We start from the raw sequence: 15742 nt of genomic DNA, 5'->3' as shown, positions 1-15742 counted from the left end.
CATGTATCAAGCCATCGTCTTCCTGCCGCTCGTAGGCTTCCTGATCGCCGGGCTGTTCGGCCGCGCCATCGGCGCGCGCGGCTCGGAAATCGTCACCACCAGCCTGCTCGGCATTTCCGCCCTGCTGTCCTGGGTCGCCTTCGTCCAGGTCGGGTTCGGCGGCCAGACCGCCAGCATCGAATTGTTCCCGTGGATTTCCGCCGGCGCGCTGGAAGTGTCCTGGACGCTGCGCATCGACACGCTGACCGCGGTCATGCTGGTGGTGGTCAACTCGGTCTCCTTCCTGGTCCACCTCTATTCGATCGGCTACATGAACGAGGATCCGCATCGGCCGCGGTTCTTCGCCTATCTGTCGCTGTTCACCTTCGCCATGCTCATGCTGGTGACCGCCGACGACCTCTTGCAGATGTTCTTCGGCTGGGAAGGCGTCGGCCTGGCGAGCTACCTCCTGATCGGCTTCTGGTATCAGAAGCCTTCGGCCAATGCCGCCGCGATGAAGGCCTTCATCGTCAACCGGGTTGGCGATTTCGGCTTCGCGCTCGGTATTTTCGGCCTCTACAAGCTGACCGGCTCGATCGAGCTCGACACCATTTTCGGCGCGGCCCAGGGCCTCGTCGGCAAGAAGATGGAGTTCCTCGGTTATCAGCTGGACGCGCTGACCGTGGTCTGCCTGCTCTTGTTCATGGGCGCCATGGGCAAGTCGGCGCAGTTCCTGCTGCACACCTGGCTGCCGGACGCCATGGAAGGCCCGACGCCGGTCTCAGCCCTCATCCATGCCGCGACCATGGTCACCGCCGGTGTCTTCATGGTGGCGCGCCTGTCGCCGGTGTTCGAATATTCGCCGACCGCGCTCTCGGTCGTCATGTTCTTCGGCGCCACCACCGCCTTTTTCGCGGCGACCGTCGGCCTGGTGCAGAACGACATCAAGCGGGTCATCGCCTATTCGACCTGTTCGCAGCTCGGCTACATGTTCGTGGCGCTCGGCGCCGGTGCCTATTCGGTCGGCATCTTCCACCTGTTCACCCACGCCTTCTTCAAGGCGCTGCTGTTCCTCGGCGCCGGCTCGGTCATCCACGCGATGCATCACGAGCAGGACATGCGGAACATGGGCGGGCTCGCGCCGCACATCAAAGTCACCTATGCGATGATGCTGATCGGCACGCTGGCGCTCACCGGCTTCGGCATTCCCTTCCTGCATGTCGGCTTCGCCGGCTTCCATTCGAAGGACGCGATCATCGAGGTCGCCTATGCCTCGCACAATGTCATGGGGCCTTATGCCTTCGCGCTGACGGTGGTCGCGGCGGCCATGACCTCGTTCTATTCCTGGCGCCTGATCTTCATGACCTTCCACGGCAAGCCGCGCTGGGCCAATGGCCACGGCGCCCATGGTCACGACGCGCATGACGAGGAAGAGCATGGGATCGGCCATGAGCCCGGCAATGGCCACGACCACCAGCCGCACGAGAGCCCGGCGGTCATGCTGATCCCGCTCGTCCTCCTGGCGATCGGCGCGGTGTTCGCAGGTGTCGTCTTCGCCTACCAGTTCGCCGACCATCACGGGGTCGAGAAGTTCTTCCGCGAGTCACTGTTCTTCCGCCCGGACAACCACATCATGGACGAGTTCCATCACGTGCCGGGCTGGGTGCCGTGGACGCCCTTCGTCATGATGGCCTTCGGCTTCGTGCTCGCCTGGTACATGTATATCCGGCATCCGGAGATGCCCGGCCAGCTCGCCAGGCGTCACCCGGCGCTGTACCAGTTCCTCCTGCACAAGTGGTATTTCGACGAGCTCTACGACCGCATCTTCGTGCGGCCGGCCCGCGCTCTCGGCCGGTTCTTCTGGAAGCAGGGTGACGGCTGGCTGATCGACGGCTTCGGCCCCGACGGCGTCGCCGCCCGTGTCGTCGACGTCACCCGCGGCGTCGTCCGGATCCAGACCGGCTACGTCTATCACTACGCCTTCGCCATGCTGATCGGCGTCGCCGCGCTCGCCACCTGGTTCATGTTCTCGGGCGGATTGCACTGATGTCGAACGCTCCGATCCTGTCGATCATCACCTTCCTGCCGCTGCTCGGCGCGCTGCTGGTGTTCTCCGTGCGTGGCGAGGACGAAGCCGCCAAGCGCAATATCCGGATGATCGCGCTGTTCACGACGCTGGTGACCTTCGGGCTGTCGCTGATCCCGCTCTACCTGTTCAACGCCTCGACGGCGGAGTTCCAGTTCGTCGAGAAGGCCGGCTGGCTCGGCGGCGTCATTTCTTACCGCATGGGCATTGACGGCATTTCGCTGCCGCTGATCATCCTGACCACTTTCCTGATGCCGTTCTGCATCCTGGCCTCGTGGGAAGCGATCGATAAGCGCGTCAAGGAATACATGATCGCCTTCCTGGTGCTGGAGACGCTGATGGTCGGCGTGTTCTGCGCGCTCGACATCGTGCTGTTCTACCTGTTCTTCGAGGCCGGCCTGATCCCGATGTTCCTGATCATCGGCATCTGGGGCGGCAAGCGGCGCATCTACGCCTCGTTCAAGTTCTTCCTCTACACGCTGCTCGGCTCGGTGCTGATGCTGCTGGCCATCATGGCGATGATCTGGACCGCCGGCACCAGCGACATCGTCGAGCTCCTGAGGGTCGGCCCGACGCTGTTCAGCCGCAACATGCAGTTCTGGCTGTGGATCGCCTTCTTCGCGTCCTTCGCGGTGAAGATGCCGATGTGGCCGGTGCATACCTGGCTGCCGGATGCCCACGTGGAAGCCCCCACCGCCGGTTCGGTGATCCTCGCCGGCGTGCTCCTGAAGATGGGCGGCTACGGTTTCCTGCGCTTCTCGCTGCCGATGTTCCCGGAGGCCTCGACCTTCTTCGCGCCCTTCGTCTTCACGCTCTCGGTGATCGCCATCGTCTATACCTCGCTGGTCGCCATGATGCAGGAGGACATCAAGAAGCTGATCGCCTATTCGTCCGTTGCCCATATGGGCTTCGTGACCATGGGCATCTTCGCCGGCAATGCCGAGGGCATCCAGGGCGCGGTGTTCCAGATGGTGTCGCACGGCATCGTCTCCGGCGCGCTGTTCCTCTGCGTCGGCGTCGTCTACGACCGCATGCACACCCGCGAGATCGCCGCCTATGGCGGGCTGGTCAACCGCATGCCGATTTATGCCGTGGTCTTCATGGTGTTCACACTGGCCAATGTCGGACTGCCCGGCACATCCGGTTTCGTCGGCGAGTTCCTGACGCTGGTCGGCACGTTCAAGACCAATACCTGGGTCGCCTTCCTGGCAACCTCGGGCGTGATCTTCTCGGCCTGCTACGCGCTCTGGCTCTATCGCCAGGTGATCTGGGGCGTGCTCGACAAGCCGTCGTTGAAGACCATCACCGATGTCGACCGGCGCGAACTGGCGATCCTGCTGCCGCTGGTGGTGCTGACCATCGTGCTCGGCTTCTACCCGGCGCCGGTCCTGAACACATCCGAGGTGGCGGTGAACGCGCTCGTCGAATCCTACAATCAGGCGAACGCCGCGGCCGGCAAGGCCGCCGCCGTTCTGCCGCGCTGACGGAGCCAATACGATGAACGCTCCGCTTCTCGATCTCGCCCCGGTGCTGCCGGAACTGATCCTGGCGATCGGCGCCATGGCGCTGTTGATGTTCGGCGTCTTCACCGGCGAGAAATCGGCCGGGTCGGTGACCGTCGCCGGCATCGTGCTGCTGGTCGTCGCGGCTGTTGCCGTGACCTGGATCGGCGGCGCGCCGCGGCTGACCTTCGGCGGCTCCTTCATCCTCGACGGCTTCGCCAAGTTCATGAAGGTCCTGGCCTTTGTCGGCGCCGCCGCGGCGCTGCTCTTGTCCTGGGACTATTTCAAGCGCGAAGGCATCGACCGTTTCGAGTTTCCCGTGCTGGTGCTGCTGTCGGCCACCGGCATGGGCATCATGATCTCGGCCAACGACCTGATCGCGCTCTATATGGGCCTCGAGCTGATGTCGCTGGCGCTCTACGTCATCGCCTCGTTCCACCGCGACAACGAGCGCTCGACCGAAGCCGGCCTGAAATATTTCGTCCTCGGCGCGCTGTCGTCGGGCATGCTGCTCTATGGCTGCTCGCTGATCTACGGCTTCACCGGCACGGTGTCGCTGCCCGGCATCGCCGCCCAGATCAAGACCGGCACGATCGGCCTCGGGCTGATCTTCGGCCTGGTCTTCCTGATGGCAGGCCTTGCCTTCAAGATCTCGGCCGTGCCGTTCCACATGTGGACGCCCGACGTCTATGAGGGCGCGCCGAGCCCGGTGACCGCCTTTTTCGCCGCCGGCCCGAAAGTCGCCGCCATGGCGCTGTTCGTCCGCGCGATGATCGACGGTTTCCCGACGGCTGCGCCGCAATGGCAGCAGATCGTCGTGTTCGTCTCGATCGCCTCCATGGCGCTCGGTTCGTTCGCCGCCATCGGCCAGTCCAATATCAAGCGCCTGATGGCCTATTCCTCGATCGGCCATATGGGCTTCGCGCTGGTCGGTCTCGCCGCCGGCACGGCCAATGGCGTGCAGGGCGTGGCCATCTATATCGCCATCTACATGATCATGACGCTCGGCACCTTCGCCTGCATCATCGCCATGCGCCGCAAGGAAGGCTCGATCGAGACGATCGACGACCTCGCCGGCCTGTCGCGCACCAACCCGTTCATGGCGGCGGCGCTGGCGGCACTGCTGTTCTCGCTGGCCGGCATCCCGCCGCTCGCCGGCTTCTTCGCCAAGTTCTACGTCTTCGCCGCCGCGATCGAGGCCAAGCTCTATACGCTCGCCGTGCTCGGCGTGCTGGCGAGCGTGGTTGGCTGCTACTACTACCTCCGGGTCGTCAAGCTGATGTATTTCGACGAACCGGCGGCGCCGTTCGAGCCGATGGCGACCGAGCTGAAGGTAGTGCTGGCGGTCTCGGCCCTGTTCGTCGTGCTGTTCGTCGTCTATCCCGCGCCACTGGTCGCGGCCGCGGGCGCCGCGGCCCGGTCGCTGTTCTGATCCGGTGACAGAGCTCGCGCAAGCAGCGGCGGCGGCGGGGTACCGCCTCGAAACGTTCGACGAGATCGGCTCGACCAATGCGGTCGCGCTGCAACGGGCGGCCGAGGGCGAAACCCGGCCGACCTGGTTCGTCACCGACCGGCAGACCGCCGGTCGCGGCCGGCGCGGACGCAGTTGGACGTCGCTCAAGGGCAATCTGTTCGCCTCGCTCCTGCTGGTCGATCCGGCGCCGGTCGCCCATATCGCCGAACTCTGTTTCGTCGCCGCGCTGGCGGTCGACGACGCGCTCCTGGCAGTGGTCCCGGACGCTTTCGACCAGTTCCGGCTGAAATGGCCGAATGACGGGCTGCTCGGCGGCGCCAAGGTCGTCGGCATGCTGGTGGAGGCGACGACGCGGGCCGCCACCACCCAGGTGGCGATCGGCATTGGCGTCAACGTTGCCCATCACCCGGTCGATACGCCCTATCCAACCACCTCGTTTGCGGCAAAGGGGTTTGCCGTCGGCCGCGACCAGTTGTTCGAGGCCTTGAGCGCCTCCATGGTCCGGGCGCTGGCGGTGTGGAACCGCGGCGAGGGTTTCGCCCAGATCCGCGCCGGCTGGCTGGCGCGCGCCGCCGGTCTCGGCGGGCCTCTGGTCATTCAATCCGACGGCAAGCGCGCCGAAGGCATATTCACAGGGCTCGACGCCCACGGCCGGCTGATCCTCGACACGCCGGATGGCCGTCAGTTGATCACCGCCGGCGAGGTGCTGCTGGCACCGGAAAAGACGGTGCACCACCATGGCTAAACAACCGCGATCGCAGGGCAACAGCCCGGAACTGGTCTTCGTTCCGCTCGGCGGCGTCGGCGAGATCGGCATGAACCTGTCGCTCTACGGTTACGGCGCGCCGCACCGGAAGGACTGGCTGGCGGTCGATTGCGGCGTCGCCTTTGCAGGTCCCGATCTGCCCGGCGTCGACCTGATCATGCCCGATCCGCGCTTCATCGAAGAGCAGCGCAAACATCTCAAGGGCCTGATCATCACCCATGCCCATGAGGACCATATCGGCGCGGTGGCCGACCTCTGGCCGCGGCTGCAATGCCCGATCTACGCGACGCCGTTTGCCGCCGCCATGCTGGAGGCCAAACGGTTCGGCGATTCCGGCTCGCCCAAGGTGCCGCTCCATGTGGTGCGGCCGGGTGAACGCATCCGGCTCGAGCCGTTCGAGGTCGAGATGATCGCGGTCGCCCACTCGATCCCGGAATCGACCTCGCTTGCCATCCGCACGCCGCTCGGCACGGTCATCCACACCGGCGACTGGAAGATCGATACCAATCCGGTGCTGGGCGACAAGACCGACGAGGCGCGGTTCACCGCGATCGGCGACGAGGGCGTGCTGGCGCTGATCGGCGATTCCACCAATGCCATTCGCGAAGGCCAGTCGCCGTCCGAGACCGACGTGGCGGTCGAACTCGCCAAGATCATCGCCAAGGCGAAGGGCAGGGTGGCGGTCACCACCTTCGCCTCGAATGTCGCGCGCATCCGCTCGGTCGCCCAGGCCGCGCTGACCTGCGACCGGCAGGTCGTGCTGGTCGGCCGCGCCATGGACCGGGTGGTCAATATCGCCCGCGAACAGGGCATGCTCGACGGGCTGCCGCCTTTTGTCGGGGCCGAATCCTACGGCTACCTGCCGCGCGACAAGGTGGTCGCCATTCTCACCGGCAGCCAAGGTGAGCCGCGCGCGGCCCTGGCGCGTGTCGCCACGGACGATCATCCGGAGGTGACGCTGACGCCGGGCGACACGGTGATCTTCTCGTCGCGCACCATTCCGGGCAATGAGAAGGCGGTCGGCAATATCGTCAACGGCCTGGTCAAGCAGGGCATCAAGATCATCACCGATCGCGACGGCCTGGTGCATGTCTCCGGCCACCCGCGCCGGGGCGAACTGGAACAGATGTATCGCTGGGTCCGCCCCGCGATCGCCATTCCCGTCCATGGCGAGCCGCTGCATCTGGCCGAACACGCGGCGCTCGCCAAGCGCATGGGCGTGAAGGACGTCATTCTGGCCTCTGACGGCGATGTCATTCGGCTGGCGCCGGGCGAGCCCGACGTGGTCGACGCCATTCCCGCCGCGCGGCTGTTCAAGGACGGCATGCTGCTGGTCGAAGAGGCGGCGCGGGCGGTGCCCGAACGGCGCAAGCTCGCCTTTGCCGGCATCGTCTCGGTGGCCTTCGCCATGGACGAGCGCGGCCATCTGGTCGGCGATATCGAGCTCGACATGGCCGGCATCCCCGAGACCGACGCGCTCGGCGAAGATCTCGGCGATCTCATCGGCGATGCCGTGCTCGACTGCATCGAGACGCTGCCCAAGGCGCGCCGGCGCGATCCGGAAGCGGTCCGCGAAAGCGTCACCAAGACCATCCGGGGTACGCTGAACGGCCGATGGGGCAAAAAGCCGATGTGCCACGTGCTGGTCATCACGGTATAAGCGCCTCGGTCGCGGCGCATGTCGTGCAAGGGCCGGTGAAAGCCGGCGGCGTGACGTGCGGTGACCCTTGTGAACAGAACTCGCTTGCGCTGGAGGTCCGGATGATCGGGCGTTTGAACCATGTCGCCATCGCGGTGCGCGACCTCGAGAAGGCAACGGCGGTCTATCGCGACACGCTGGGCGCCAAGGTGACCCCGCCGAGCGTGCAGGCCGCGCATGGCGTCACCGTGGTGTTCATCGAACTGCCCAACACCAAGATCGAGCTCCTGGAGCCGCTCGGGGCCGACAGCCCGATCGGCAAGTTCCTCGACAAGAACCCCGATGGCGGCATCCACCATGTCTGCTACGAGGTCGACGACATCATCGCCGCGCGCGACCAATTGAAGGCGCAGGGCGCGCGCGTGCTGGGCGACGGCGAACCGAAAATCGGCGCACATGACAAGCCTGTGCTATTCCTGCATCCGAAGGACTTCTGCGGCACTCTCGTGGAGCTTGAACAGGCATGAGCCTCATCAGCAGCATCGCGATCTTTTTCATCATCTGGTGGACCACGCTGTTCGTGGTCCTGCCCTTCGGCGTGCGCTCGCAGATCGAGGAGGGCCGGGTGGTTCCGGGCACCGAGCGCGGCGCGCCGGCGCACCACCATATGCTGCGCAACATCATCTGGACGACGGTGGTGGCGAGTGTGCTGTTCAGCCTGTTCTACATCAATTATGTCGGCGGCTTCCTGACCCTGGAGAACATTCCGCTCCTGCCGAGACCTGCCGCAGGGTGAAATACGTATTCTTCCGAGGGTCCTATGGTGCACTTTTTTTCGCCACCAACTGCACAAGTTGATGACAAACGAATTTTGGTCGTCTAGCGTCCCCTTGCTGCAAAGAAAGAGGCCCCTTCGACGAAGAGGGAAGGTCTCGTGGCTCAGGTCTTGGGAGGAAGACCCCCTAAGGTGTGGCGTCCATCGGGACGTCCGTCATGGGTTAATCAAGGAAGAGACTTTCGGCGCGATGAACCGCGACGACAAGGAATCTCTGATGCATAACCTGGAATGGGCGGGATCTTTGATCCCGCCTTTTCTTTTTGGTGCTTGCCGATCCACTCGGGCTGGACTGCCGGCTTCGCCCTTGCGAAATCGGCCAAAAACAGGTCAAGTCCGCTCCCGCACTGCGGTCGTCCGGCCGCTTCAGCCTTATCCGATCCGCGGCGCCATTTCGGCGCCGTTTGTCTCTTGCGTGTGCTTCAGAGGTCTTCGATGCGCCTGTCCCGCTATTTCCTGCCGATCCTGCGCGAGACGCCGAAAGAAGCCGAAATCGTCTCGCACCGGCTGATGCTGCGCGCCGGCATGGTGCGCCAGGAAAGCGCCGGCATCTATGCCTGGCTGCCGCTTGGCCACCGCGTGCTGCAGAAGGTCAGCAAGATCATTCGCGAGGAGCAGAACCGTTCCGGCGCGATCGAATTGCTGATGCCGACCATCCAGTCGGCCGACCTGTGGCGCGAGAGCGGCCGCTACGATGCCTATGGCAAGGAAATGCTCAGGATCAGGGACCGGCAGGACCGCGAAATGCTGTTCGGCCCGACCAATGAGGAAATGATCACCGAGATCTTCCGGGCCTATGTGAAGTCCTACAAGGACCTGCCGCTGAACCTCTATCACATCCAGTGGAAGTTCCGCGACGAGGTGCGCCCGCGCTTCGGCGTCATGCGCTCGCGCGAGTTCCTGATGAAGGATGCCTATTCCTTCGACCTGGACCAGGCCAGCGCCGTCCATTCCTACAACAAGATGTTCATCGCTTATCTGCGCACCTTCGAGCGGCTGGGCCTGAAGGCGATCCCGATGCGTGCCGATACCGGCCCGATCGGCGGCGATCTCAGCCATGAATTCATCATCCTGGCCGACACCGGCGAATCGGAGGTCTTCTGCCATCGCGACTACCTGGATTTCCAGGTGCCGGGCGCCGACACGGATTTCGACAATGCCGACGCCCTGAAGGCGACGGTGGCCAAATGGACCTGGCTTTATGCGGCGACCTCGGAAATGCATGACCAGACGGCCTATGCCGCTATCCCAGAGGCGAGCCGGGTTTCGGCGCGCGGCATCGAGGTCGGCCATATCTTCTATTTCGGCACCAAATATTCCGAGCCGATGGGCGCCCATGTCCAGGGCCCCGACGGCAAGCCGGTGCCGGTCCACGGCGGCTCCTACGGCATCGGTCCGTCGCGGGTGGTCGCCGCCATCATCGAGGCGAGCCACGACGAGGCCGGCATTCGCTGGCCGGCCGCGGTGGCACCCTTCGATGTCGCGCTGTTGAACCTCAAGCAGGGCGACAGCGCGGTCGACGCGGCTTGCGAGGAGCTCTACCGCACGCTCTCGGCCAAGGGCGTCGAAGTGCTCTATGACGACCGCGACGACCGGCCGGGCGCCAAATTCGCCACCGCCGACCTGATCGGCATTCCCTGCCAGGTGATGATCGGCCCGCGCAGCCTGGCCGAAGGCAAGGTCGAGCTGAAGATGCGCAATACCGGCGAGCGCGAACTGCTCAGCCCGGCGGATTTCGTCGCGCGGGTCACTGGGGCTGCCGCCTGAGGCGCAAACGCGCCCGGTTGAACTCCTGGCGCCGGCGGCCTATCTGAGACGACGGCGTGGACGACCTCGCCGTTTCCCCTGAAAGATTGAGGTAGGGACGACCCTGCCGTTGACGGAGGTTCTGTCATGGCCTGGGTTTATCTATTGCTGGCCGGCCTGTTCGAAATCGGCTGGGCCATCGGCCTGAAATATACCGACGGCTTTTCCCGGCTCGGCCCCACGGTGTTGACCATCGTCAGCATGATCATCAGCCTGGGCCTGCTCGGCCTGGCGCTGAAGACCCTGCCGCTCGGCACGGCCTATGCGATCTGGACCGGCGTCGGCACTGTCGGCACGGTCGTTCTCGGCATCGCGCTGCTCGGCGAATCCGCGCAACTTCTGCGGCTCGCCTGCATCGGGCTCATCGTCGTCGGCATTGCCGGCCTGAAGCTGGTCTCGCCGGAGTAACGCCGGCCGGCCGCCGGCGGCGGCTCATCCCAGCGTGAAGGCCTCGTGCACGGCGCTCTTGACGGCGCCGCCCATCTGCGGCCCGCCGCCGGCGACATGGATGGCGTCGCCGACCACCACCGCGCCGGTGCCGTGGCGCGGTGTCAGCATGGGCGCATAGGACTCCCACTTGTCGGTGGCCGGGTCGAAAGCCTCGTTCTGGCCATAGACCCGGTTCCAGCCCTCGCCGCCCATGACGAAGATGCGGTTGCGGTACCAGACCGCGCCGTGGCCGGAGCGGGCGGTGGGCAAGGGCGTGCGCGCGGTCCAGCGATCGGTCTTCGGATCGTAGCTGTGGTGCAGGTTGGAATTGGTCAGGAAGCTGTCGACCCGGCCGCCGACGACGTGGATCAGGCCGTTGACCACCAGGGTGCCGGTATGGTCGCGCGCCAGGAACAGCGGCGCGCGCCGGGTCCAGCTGTCGTCCTTCGGGTCGTAGACCAGGTGCCAGTCGATCGACTTCCGGTTCTCGAAACTGTTGCCGACCGCGCCGCCGATGGCATGGACCGTATCGCCAATGGTCACGCAGGCCATGGCGCCGCAGGCCTCGGGCAGGGGCCGGATCTTCGACCAGGTGTCGCCATCGACGCCATAGACGAAACAGTCGGCATGGGGCGTGCGGTTCTGCTCGATGAAGCCGCCAATGGCGTAGAGCCGGTTGCCGGCGACCGCGACGCCGACATGGTTGGCGCCGCGCGGCAGCTCGGCGGCGGCGATCCAGCGGTTGGCCGCGGCGTCATAGACGTGGTGATACTGCCGGTCGACGCGCTGTTCGGCATAACCGCCGACCAGGTGCATCTTGCCCTGGCGCTCGGCGCCCCAGGCCATTTCGGTGCGCGGGACGGGCAGCGGCGCACGATCGATCCAGCGCCCCTGGGTCGCGGCTTTCGGCGCGGGGCTATCGCTGACCACCTGTTCGTGATGGATCGCCGGCAGGTCGACCCTGCCTGGCTGGCTCAGGCGCTCGAACTGGCCCTGGTGATGCTGGTGCTGGGCCAGGACCGGGCTGGTGAAAACGGCAAGGCCGCCGGCAACCATGAAGCGGCGGGACAGATGAGCCATCGGGAGACCTCCTCGCGGGCAAGGACTGCCGGCCGAGCGACGTCGCGGCAGGCCAAAAGCGGAGTGATCGTCATATGCCAAAGGAGAAATCGCCAATGAAATCGTTTGCGCCAGGCATGAATGCCAATCACGAATTCGCGCGGCCACAGGCGCTTGTGTCGCCTCGCGCCGGATGGTGGGGCAAAGAAACACATGGGGTATCAAGCCCCGCGACCGCCTGACGGCTTGCATTCAACCGCGGCTGCGCCAGATTCAAGGGCATGAGTCCCAAAGATCCCTCAGGTATCGTCGATCCCTCCAAGGCCAAGGCCGGCAGCGTGCCGACCGCGGGTGCCGCAGATATTTCCGCTTTCCTCAAGACCGCGGCGGCGGTCGGCCGGCCGAAGGTCGCCGGCGAGCGCGGCCGGCTGATCTTCGCGCTCGACGCGACGATGAGCCGCCAGCCGATGTGGGACATGGCCTGCGCGATCCAGGGCCAGATGTTCACCGAAGCCGCCAAGGTCGGATCGCTCGACATCCAGCTGGTCTTCTTTCGCGGGGTCGGCGAATGCCGCGCTTCCGGCTGGGTGGCGCAAGCCGGCCAGCTCGCCGGGCTGATGCAGAAGATCCAGTGTGTCGGCGGACAGACCCAGATCGGACGCGTGCTCAGCCACGCCGCCGAGGAGGCGAGCGACAAGAGGATCCATGCCCTGGTCTATGTCGGCGACGCCATGGAGGAGAGCCTGGACGATCTTTGCGCCAAGGCCGGACGGCTGGGGCTTGCCAATGTGCCGGTCTTCCTGTTCCAGGAAGGTGGCGATCCCTCGGCCGAGCAGGCCTATCGGGAGATTGCGCGGATCACCCGCGGAGCCTATGCCCGGTTCGACCCGGGGGCGGCAGCCCAGCTCGCCGAACTGCTCAAGGCGGTGGCGATCTTCGCCTCGGGCGGGCGCGCCGCCTTGACCGATGCGTCGGCCAAGGGCGCGCGCGGTGCCCAGCTGCTGCTCGGGCAAATGAAGTGAGCCAAGTTCGCATGAGATCCGCGCCATGACCTATTTCATCGCAGGCGTGATTGCGCTGATCGTCTTCTCCGGCGGTCTCAACGCCATTCTCGGCGCCAATCCGAAATGGCTGTCGGCGCAGATGCGCAAGATCGGCGGCGTCGCGGCGATCGTTTTCGGGCTGTTTCTGCTGACCCGCGGCCAGTGGGAGCTGGCGATTCCCGCGGCGATCGCCGGCGCCACCTTGCTCGGCCTGATCCCGGGCCAGGGCATGCTCGGCGGCTGGGGTCAGGCCGGCACCAAGACGCCGCGCCAGACCTCCAGCGTGCGTTCGCGTTTCGTCGAGATGGAGCTCGATCTCGATACCGGCCGGATGTCCGGCCGGTTCGTCGCCGGCTCGCTCGCCGGCCAGACGCTGGAACAGATCCCGATCGCCCGCCTGTTGCAGGCTTTCGCCGAGATCGACGGCGAGAGCGCGGCTCTACTCGAAGCTTATCTTGACCGCCGAGACCCCCGCTGGCGTGAAAACGCTGAGGGCAATGCGGGTGCGGGGCAAAGCGGCCCGCCGGCTTCGAGCGCGATGACCAAAGAGGAGGCCTACCAGATCCTTGGCCTTCAGCCGGGGGCGGACGAGCAGGCCATCCGTGGCGCGCACCGTACGCTCATGAAGAAACTGCACCCCGACCAAGGGGGCTCGACGTGGCTCGCTTCCCGCGTCAACCAGGCCAAGGACATTCTCCTGGACAACCATCGCCGGAACTCCTGACACATTCATCCGGGCTTCGTCGGATCCGCTTTAGTTGCGGACCAGCATGCAGTCGTAGTCGTTGTTCTTCAGCACCCGGCAGGCGGCGTCGGCGCTGGCGCGATCGAAGCCGGCGAAGCGGGCGCGGACCAGCGTCATGCCGCTGCGCTCGACACGCTCGGTATAGGGATCGGCCGAGCCGAGCTGGCGGCCGGTGGTCTCGCGGGCTTCCTTCAGCGTCGCCTGGGCGGCGGCTTCGGTCGGGAAGGCGCCGAGCTGGATCGACCATTCGCCGCGGCGCTGGGGCAGGACCTCGGTCTGCGGCGTCTGGCCCGACGCCGAGGCCATCTGAACCGAGCGCGGCGACACCGAAGCGGTGGTCAGCTGCGAGGAATGCAGCTGGCCGAGCACGCCGGGGCGCGGATTGGGATTGCCGGGCAGGGTGGCGGCATAGGCATTCGCCGCGGCGAGCGAGGCGGCGACCGGCGCCGGGGCGGTCTCTTCGCGGATGACCTGGCGCGGCGCCTGGGCGCTGGCGGTGACCGGCGCCGCGGCGGAAGCACCGGATGAGGCACCGCCACGGGTCTGGCCGGCGGCGACGACGGCCGCGGCCATCGGCGTGATCGGCATCGGGGCGGCGATCGGCTGGCGCCGTCCGGGCACCGGCACCTGGGCCGCGACCGCGATGCGTGTCGGCGCGCGGTTCTCCGGTTCGCTGGCGCGCGCCACCATCGGGGCGGTGCGGCGGCCGGCAAAGGCCTGCGGGAAATTGGCTTCCAGCAGCTGCCGCATGCGGGCATCGCGCCAGCCGCCCGAACGGCCGCCGAGGACGACGGCGACGAGCTGCCGGTCGCCGCGGCGCGCCGAGGTCAGGAGATTGAAGCCGGAGGCGCGGGTATAGCCGGTCTTGATGCCGTCGACGCCCTGGACGCGGCCGAGCAGATGGTTGTGATTGCGGTGGTTCACGCCGCGATAGGCGAAGGAATAGGTCTGGAAATAGCTCCAGTAGCGCGGGAAATGATCCTGGATCGCCCGGCCGAGCGTCGCGAGGTCGCGCGCGGTGGTCATCTGTTCGGCATCCGGCAGGCCGGAGGCGTTGCGGAACGTGGTGCGGCTCATGCCGATGGCGCGCGCGCGGCGGGTCATCAGGCTGGCGAAACGCTCCTCGTCGCCGGCAATGTTCTCGGCGATGACCACGGCGACATCATTGGCCGATTTGGTCACCAGCGCGCGGATCGCCTCCTCGACCGTAATGGTGGAACCGGCACGCACGCCGATCTTCGAGGGCGGCTGGCTGGCGGCCTCCGCCGAGACGCGCAGCGGCGACTGCAGCGAGAAGCGGCCGGCTTCGATCTGTTCGAACAGGACATAAAGCGTCATCACCTTGGTGACGGACGCGGGAAAACGGTGGGCGTCGGCGGCTTCGGAATGCAGCGCCTGGCCGGTCTTGGCATCGATGACGATGGCCGCATAGGCCGGCATGTAGCCGTCGTAACGGCGCGGGCGAGCCTCGACCTGGCTCGGCAGGGCGCTGGCAATCAAACCTGCGGTGACGGCCATCGCGGCGATCTGCCGGAAAATACGTCCCGATCCGGTCCGACCGGCGCCGATTGTGGTCGCCATTGCACCACCCCTGACTGCAGGCGGCCGGGGTGCCTTCTGGCGACCGGTCCGCGTCCCTGTCCCTCGCGTTTGGAGGTCAGGCGCGGCTCGACCGGCTTTGCGCAACCGACGACCCCGGTTAAGGGCCGCCGGCGACGCAACACCACTATCGGCGATACGCAGCCGTACTCTTCACGCCGCCCCCGTCGATTACGGGAACGTGAGGCAGACGGTAATGCGTCGCGGTTGCCAGTTGGTTAAGCGAATCAGGCGGAGTTGCGAATTGAAGCCGGCACGCTGATCGCTCGATCAGTCTTAGAGCGTTGATATTCCTCATGTTGCGATGCAAAGGCGTGATTGACGCAGTGCAGCAAGACGGCTAGGGGACATATGTCTTCCGGGTTTGTCGTCCTGGCGGAAAATTAAACCAAAGCGGCGCAGCCGCCGCAGGAGCCATGTCATGTTGCAGAATTTCGATGACGTGCAGAAGCTTGGCAAAGACGGCCTCGACCGGACCGTCAAGAGCCTGACCGCAGTGACCAAGGGCTACCAGGCGATCACCGCCGAGGTTGTCGACTATGCCAAGAAATCTTTCGAGGAGAGCTCGGCGGCGGTCGAGAAATTCGCCGCGGTGAAGAGCCTGGACAAGGCGATCGAACTGCAGTCGACCTTGGTCAAGTCGGCCTACGAGACCGCGGTCGCCCGCGCCACCAAGATCGGCGAGCTCTATTCGGATCTCGCGAAAGAAATCTACAAGCCCTACGAGGGTGTGTTCGGCAAGGCCGCCGCGGCGAAGTGACCGCGTCCCGCCGCGCCCCC

14 protein-coding genes are annotated in these 15742 nt (G+C 65.8%); 12 read left to right on the top strand and 2 right to left on the bottom strand.

Going from position 1 to position 15742, the window contains the following annotated elements:
* Position 1 precedes the first annotated feature (1 nt).
* From nuoL to sugE, 9 genes are all read left to right on the top strand, one after another.
* On the top strand, positions 2 to 2026 hold the full coding sequence (nuoL, locus tag E8M01_RS32985) for an NADH-quinone oxidoreductase subunit L (RefSeq protein ID WP_136964045.1): 2025 nt from the start codon (positions 2 to 4) through the stop codon (positions 2024 to 2026).
* Positions 2026 to 3549, top strand: a complete 1524-nt coding sequence (locus E8M01_RS32980) for an NADH-quinone oxidoreductase subunit M (RefSeq protein WP_136964044.1) — start codon at positions 2026 to 2028, stop codon at positions 3547 to 3549. Before nuoL ends, E8M01_RS32980 begins: the two co-directional genes overlap by 1 nt.
* Positions 3550 to 3562: 13 nt before the next feature.
* The gene (gene nuoN / locus E8M01_RS32975) at positions 3563 to 4999 is read left to right on the top strand and encodes an NADH-quinone oxidoreductase subunit NuoN (RefSeq protein WP_136964043.1); all 1437 of its coding nucleotides are present in this window, start codon (positions 3563 to 3565) and stop codon (positions 4997 to 4999) included.
* Between the two features lie 4 nt (positions 5000 to 5003).
* Positions 5004 to 5786, top strand: coding sequence for a biotin--[acetyl-CoA-carboxylase] ligase (locus E8M01_RS32970; RefSeq protein ID WP_136964042.1), 783 nt, complete (start codon positions 5004 to 5006; stop codon positions 5784 to 5786).
* The gene (locus tag E8M01_RS32965; protein WP_136964041.1) at positions 5779 to 7467 is read left to right on the top strand and encodes a ribonuclease J; all 1689 of its coding nucleotides are present in this window, start codon (positions 5779 to 5781) and stop codon (positions 7465 to 7467) included. Before E8M01_RS32970 ends, E8M01_RS32965 begins: the two co-directional genes overlap by 8 nt.
* A 101-nt stretch (positions 7468 to 7568) precedes the next feature.
* A complete protein-coding gene (mce, locus tag E8M01_RS32960) occupies positions 7569 to 7973 on the top strand; it encodes a methylmalonyl-CoA epimerase (RefSeq protein WP_136964951.1) in 405 nt (134 codons plus the stop codon).
* Positions 7970 to 8242, top strand: coding sequence for a DUF1467 family protein (locus E8M01_RS32955; protein WP_136964040.1), 273 nt, complete (start codon positions 7970 to 7972; stop codon positions 8240 to 8242). Before mce ends, E8M01_RS32955 begins: the two co-directional genes overlap by 4 nt.
* Positions 8243 to 8716: 474 nt before the next feature.
* Positions 8717 to 10048 (top strand): proline--tRNA ligase, encoded by a 1332-nt coding sequence (gene proS / locus E8M01_RS32950; RefSeq protein ID WP_136964039.1) that lies wholly within the window; start codon positions 8717 to 8719, stop codon positions 10046 to 10048.
* A gap of 126 nt (positions 10049 to 10174) precedes the next feature.
* Positions 10175 to 10495 carry a quaternary ammonium compound efflux SMR transporter SugE gene (gene sugE, locus E8M01_RS32945; RefSeq protein ID WP_136964038.1) on the top strand — a complete coding sequence of 107 codons (321 nt, stop codon included), beginning with the start codon at positions 10175 to 10177 and terminating at the stop codon, positions 10493 to 10495.
* Between the two features lie 24 nt (positions 10496 to 10519).
* Here sugE and E8M01_RS32940 read toward each other — a convergent pair whose 3' ends face one another.
* Entirely contained in the window at positions 10520 to 11596 is a 1077-nt protein-coding gene (locus tag E8M01_RS32940) for a Kelch repeat-containing protein (protein ID WP_215908837.1), read from the bottom strand.
* 260 nt (positions 11597 to 11856) lie between these two features.
* On the opposite strand from E8M01_RS32940, the gene E8M01_RS32935 reads away from it, so the two are divergent.
* Together E8M01_RS32935 and E8M01_RS32930 are read left to right on the top strand one after the other, a co-directional pair.
* Positions 11857 to 12597 (top strand): vWA domain-containing protein, encoded by a 741-nt coding sequence (locus E8M01_RS32935; protein WP_136964037.1) that lies wholly within the window; start codon positions 11857 to 11859, stop codon positions 12595 to 12597.
* A 25-nt stretch (positions 12598 to 12622) separates the two neighbouring features.
* The gene (locus tag E8M01_RS32930) at positions 12623 to 13342 is read left to right on the top strand and encodes a DnaJ domain-containing protein (RefSeq protein WP_136964036.1); all 720 of its coding nucleotides are present in this window, start codon (positions 12623 to 12625) and stop codon (positions 13340 to 13342) included.
* Between the two features lie 30 nt (positions 13343 to 13372).
* Here the strand turns inward: E8M01_RS32930 and E8M01_RS32925 are convergent, their stop codons facing one another.
* Complete coding sequence (locus E8M01_RS32925) at positions 13373 to 14944, bottom strand: D-alanyl-D-alanine carboxypeptidase (RefSeq protein WP_136964035.1); 1572 nt, start codon at positions 14942 to 14944, stop codon at positions 13373 to 13375.
* 439 nt (positions 14945 to 15383) lie between these two features.
* On the opposite strand from E8M01_RS32925, the gene E8M01_RS32920 reads away from it, so the two are divergent.
* Positions 15384 to 15722 (top strand): phasin family protein, encoded by a 339-nt coding sequence (locus tag E8M01_RS32920; protein ID WP_136964034.1) that lies wholly within the window; start codon positions 15384 to 15386, stop codon positions 15720 to 15722.
* Positions 15723 to 15742 lie beyond the last annotated feature (20 nt).

It is taken from the genome of Phreatobacter stygius (assembly GCF_005144885.1).
GTDB lineage: Bacteria > Pseudomonadota > Alphaproteobacteria > Rhizobiales > Phreatobacteraceae > Phreatobacter > Phreatobacter stygius.
The sequence above is the reverse complement of the archived record's forward strand: the minus strand, read 5'-3'. Positions and strand labels throughout refer to the sequence as shown.

Bases quoted from the DNA above. Each gene is read 5' to 3' on its own strand.
- E8M01_RS32925 (WP_136964035.1), bottom strand. From the start codon at position 14,944: ATGGCGACCACAATCGGCGCCGGTCGGACCGGATCGGGACGTATTTTC.
- proS (WP_136964039.1), top strand. From the start codon at position 8,717: ATGCGCCTGTCCCGCTATTTCCTGCCGATCCTGCGCGAGACGCCGAAA.
- mce (WP_136964951.1), top strand. From the start codon at position 7,569: ATGATCGGGCGTTTGAACCATGTCGCCATCGCGGTGCGCGACCTCGAG.
- E8M01_RS32935 (WP_136964037.1), top strand. From the start codon at position 11,857: ATGAGTCCCAAAGATCCCTCAGGTATCGTCGATCCCTCCAAGGCCAAG.
- E8M01_RS32930 (WP_136964036.1), top strand. From the start codon at position 12,623: ATGACCTATTTCATCGCAGGCGTGATTGCGCTGATCGTCTTCTCCGGC.
- E8M01_RS32965 (WP_136964041.1), top strand. From the start codon at position 5,779: ATGGCTAAACAACCGCGATCGCAGGGCAACAGCCCGGAACTGGTCTTC.
- E8M01_RS32980 (WP_136964044.1), top strand. From the start codon at position 2,026: ATGTCGAACGCTCCGATCCTGTCGATCATCACCTTCCTGCCGCTGCTC.
- E8M01_RS32955 (WP_136964040.1), top strand. From the start codon at position 7,970: ATGAGCCTCATCAGCAGCATCGCGATCTTTTTCATCATCTGGTGGACC.
- E8M01_RS32940 (WP_215908837.1), bottom strand. From the start codon at position 11,596: ATGGCTCATCTGTCCCGCCGCTTCATGGTTGCCGGCGGCCTTGCCGTT.
- sugE (WP_136964038.1), top strand. From the start codon at position 10,175: ATGGCCTGGGTTTATCTATTGCTGGCCGGCCTGTTCGAAATCGGCTGG.
- nuoL (WP_136964045.1), top strand. From the start codon at position 2: ATGTATCAAGCCATCGTCTTCCTGCCGCTCGTAGGCTTCCTGATCGCC.
- E8M01_RS32920 (WP_136964034.1), top strand. From the start codon at position 15,384: ATGTTGCAGAATTTCGATGACGTGCAGAAGCTTGGCAAAGACGGCCTC.
- nuoN (WP_136964043.1), top strand. From the start codon at position 3,563: ATGAACGCTCCGCTTCTCGATCTCGCCCCGGTGCTGCCGGAACTGATC.